Source organism: Photobacterium lucens (assembly GCF_009873615.1).
Classification (GTDB): domain Bacteria; phylum Pseudomonadota; class Gammaproteobacteria; order Enterobacterales; family Vibrionaceae; genus Photobacterium; species Photobacterium lucens.
The window spans coordinates 1-2,426 of the sequence record NZ_SSMG01000137.1 but is presented as its reverse complement, the minus strand read 5'-3'; the positions used below and the strand labels follow the sequence as shown (position 1 = coordinate 2,426).

Annotated in this window: 3 protein-coding genes; all 3 read right to left on the bottom strand. The window is 35.9% G+C overall.

Annotation, left to right across the window (positions count from 1 at the left end; all coding sequences use genetic code 11):
• Positions 1–130 precede the first annotated feature (130 nt).
• The gene (locus E5A76_RS06820) at positions 131–496 is read right to left on the bottom strand and encodes a DUF3802 family protein (RefSeq protein ID WP_161118484.1); all 366 of its coding nucleotides are present in this window, start codon (positions 494–496) and stop codon (positions 131–133) included.
• Positions 497–541: 45 nt separating this feature from the next.
• The gene (locus E5A76_RS06815; protein WP_161118483.1) at positions 542–1,561 is read right to left on the bottom strand and encodes a sensor domain-containing diguanylate cyclase; all 1,020 of its coding nucleotides are present in this window, start codon (positions 1,559–1,561) and stop codon (positions 542–544) included.
• The coding region (locus E5A76_RS06810) for a response regulator (RefSeq protein WP_161118482.1) at positions 1,558–2,426 on the bottom strand (869 nt) is incomplete at its 5' end. The genes E5A76_RS06810 and E5A76_RS06815, both read right to left, overlap by 4 nt.

Sequence of the window (2,426 nt, the reverse complement as noted above, 5' to 3'; positions counted from 1 at the left end):
GGATTAAATAAGATTTAATTCAGTTACAGCATATAAGCAATAAAACAAGAATACGTCTAACACAACAACGTAACATGAGGAAATAGGAATACTTTAGGAATAACTAAACTATTCCTTTAGATATACTCATTTAGGATAACCTTGCAATAGCACTATCAAATAAGTTTTTAACTAAACTAATGAAATCTTCGAGAAAATTGATTTGTTCGTTTGTCGGCTCACGCAGCCATACACCTTCTAATACTTGATGAAGATCTGCCATCACAGAATCTGCTTCCTGCATTAATTGAAAACGAGTGTCTTGTTCAATATCAGGATTTTGAGAAAATACAGCCATTAATTGAGTAGCAATTAAATCCATAACGACTTCCTCTATCGTTATTCCTTGATCTTGAGCTGAAGCAGCTTCAAATAGTATTAGGTTTGACGCAAGGTATTCAATTAGAGCTTCATAGCCTTCTGTGTGCGCGACAAAATTTTCCACAATATTTTCCATTAGTTAATATCTGAAACAGTGAATACTCTACTATTATTTTTACTATTAACAAACTTTTCTATCACGTTGTTTTTCTCTACTCCCCGTAGAAACTAAAGGTGTAAAGCGACCATCGGGCTTGGCCACTGTCGTTTGATTTCGGCCATTTTTCTTTGATTCATATAACGCCGCATCAGTTTGCTCTAACCAAGATTCATAGCTACTAATACCTGAATGTAATTCACAAATACCAAGACTGATCGTTACCTTGATCTCGGTACCGTCTATTTTTACACTCGATTTCTCGACTTTCTTACGCAACCGCTCAGTGAAGTAACTTGTCATATCTGCTGTCGTACCGGGTAAAATCACACCAAACTCTTCCCCACCATAACGTCCTGCGATATCACTTTGACGTTTAGCACTGCGTACAATACTGGCAATGTTTTTGATCACCCCATCACCAGCAACATGACCATAAGTATCATTAACCTTTTTAAAGTGGTCGATATCAAACATCACCAAGGTTATCGGTTGAGACAACTGCTGAAAATGCTCAAATTCATCATTTAAACAATTTTCCCAGTGCCCACGGTTATGTAATTGCGTCAATCTATCTGTAATACTTAAGTGGGTTAACTGAGCATTCGATTCACGCAGATGGTTCTTGTTTTTCGCAATATCGGTAACATCTGTCACAGTTAAGCAAATGTGAGTATATTCGCCAGTTAACGATTTTAGTGGTGTCAGCGTCATGTTTTGAAACATATAATCGGAGCCACCAGAAATTGGACTAAAATTAGTAAATTTAAAAATCCAAGGGCGATCTTCCCAAGCAGAAAATGATCGCATACGTAACTTGAATGTAGATGCAATTTTATTCTTTAGCCACTTTTCTGGTAAGTGCGGTACAACATCAAATAATGATTTCCCCATTATTTGTTCACTAGATATACCACTATAGGCTTGCATGAATGTATTCCACGCATATACATTGTAATTTTTATCCAATATAACAATACCCGCATCTAAATGATCGAGTACTTGCATGGTTAAATGAAAATCAGCTAATGAAATATCCGTCAATTTAATGTATCCATGATCTGGTGAATTATGCCCGTTGATTGACTATCCATCATAAATAATACTTCACACTCAAGATCGAGTGTTTCTGCTTTATATGTATATTCAACCGTAAAATAATCATCCGCTTGGTATTCTTTATGATTCCAATTCATGTACTCTTCTAAAAGAATCGGTTGGCGTACTGAAAAAGGAATACTGATTTGTTCAGATAAAGCCACTAAAAATGAAGAAACCATAATGTTAGCGATATCTATAACAACTTCATCTTTATCATCATTTGTTTGGCTAAAACCAAGTTTTTCACCAAACACGATAATATCATCACCTCGCAAATCAACAAGAGCTTCGCCATGAATCCCCCCGCCTACAAAACGTTGAGCAATAGCAATGGAGTGATGATCACTGCGGATATCAGCAATAGTCATGGCGAGATCACTGCAGCTCATAGTGGCAACACATGGCAATGGCATTTTAATAAATTCACCCAAATGATCAGATATAATTGCAGCGCCTCGCCCTAATGAAATATTGGCGATTTCTCTAAAGCCTGCAATATAATCAACAGGTAAACCTTTGCTCACGTCAAATATATTTTTTTCTAACCGAGTAACATTGAGATTAGATAATAATTGCGTAAACTTTTTCTTCTCAAATGGTTTTGATAAAAACTGATCTGCACCGAGCATTAAACAACGTCTTGCTGCTTCTTTTTGAACATCTGCGGAAATAATAACAATCGTAGGTTTATACCCTAAAGACGGTAAACGTTTTAAAACTTCAAAGCCATCCATAATAGGCATAGTTAAATCTAAAAATACGATATCGATATTATTTTTAGCGATTTTATCGAGACCTTCATTACCAT

Coding starts and splice junctions, on each gene's coding strand:
- E5A76_RS06820 (WP_161118484.1), bottom strand. CDS start 496: ATGGAAAATATTGTGGAAAATTTTGTCGCGCACACAGAAGGCTATGAA.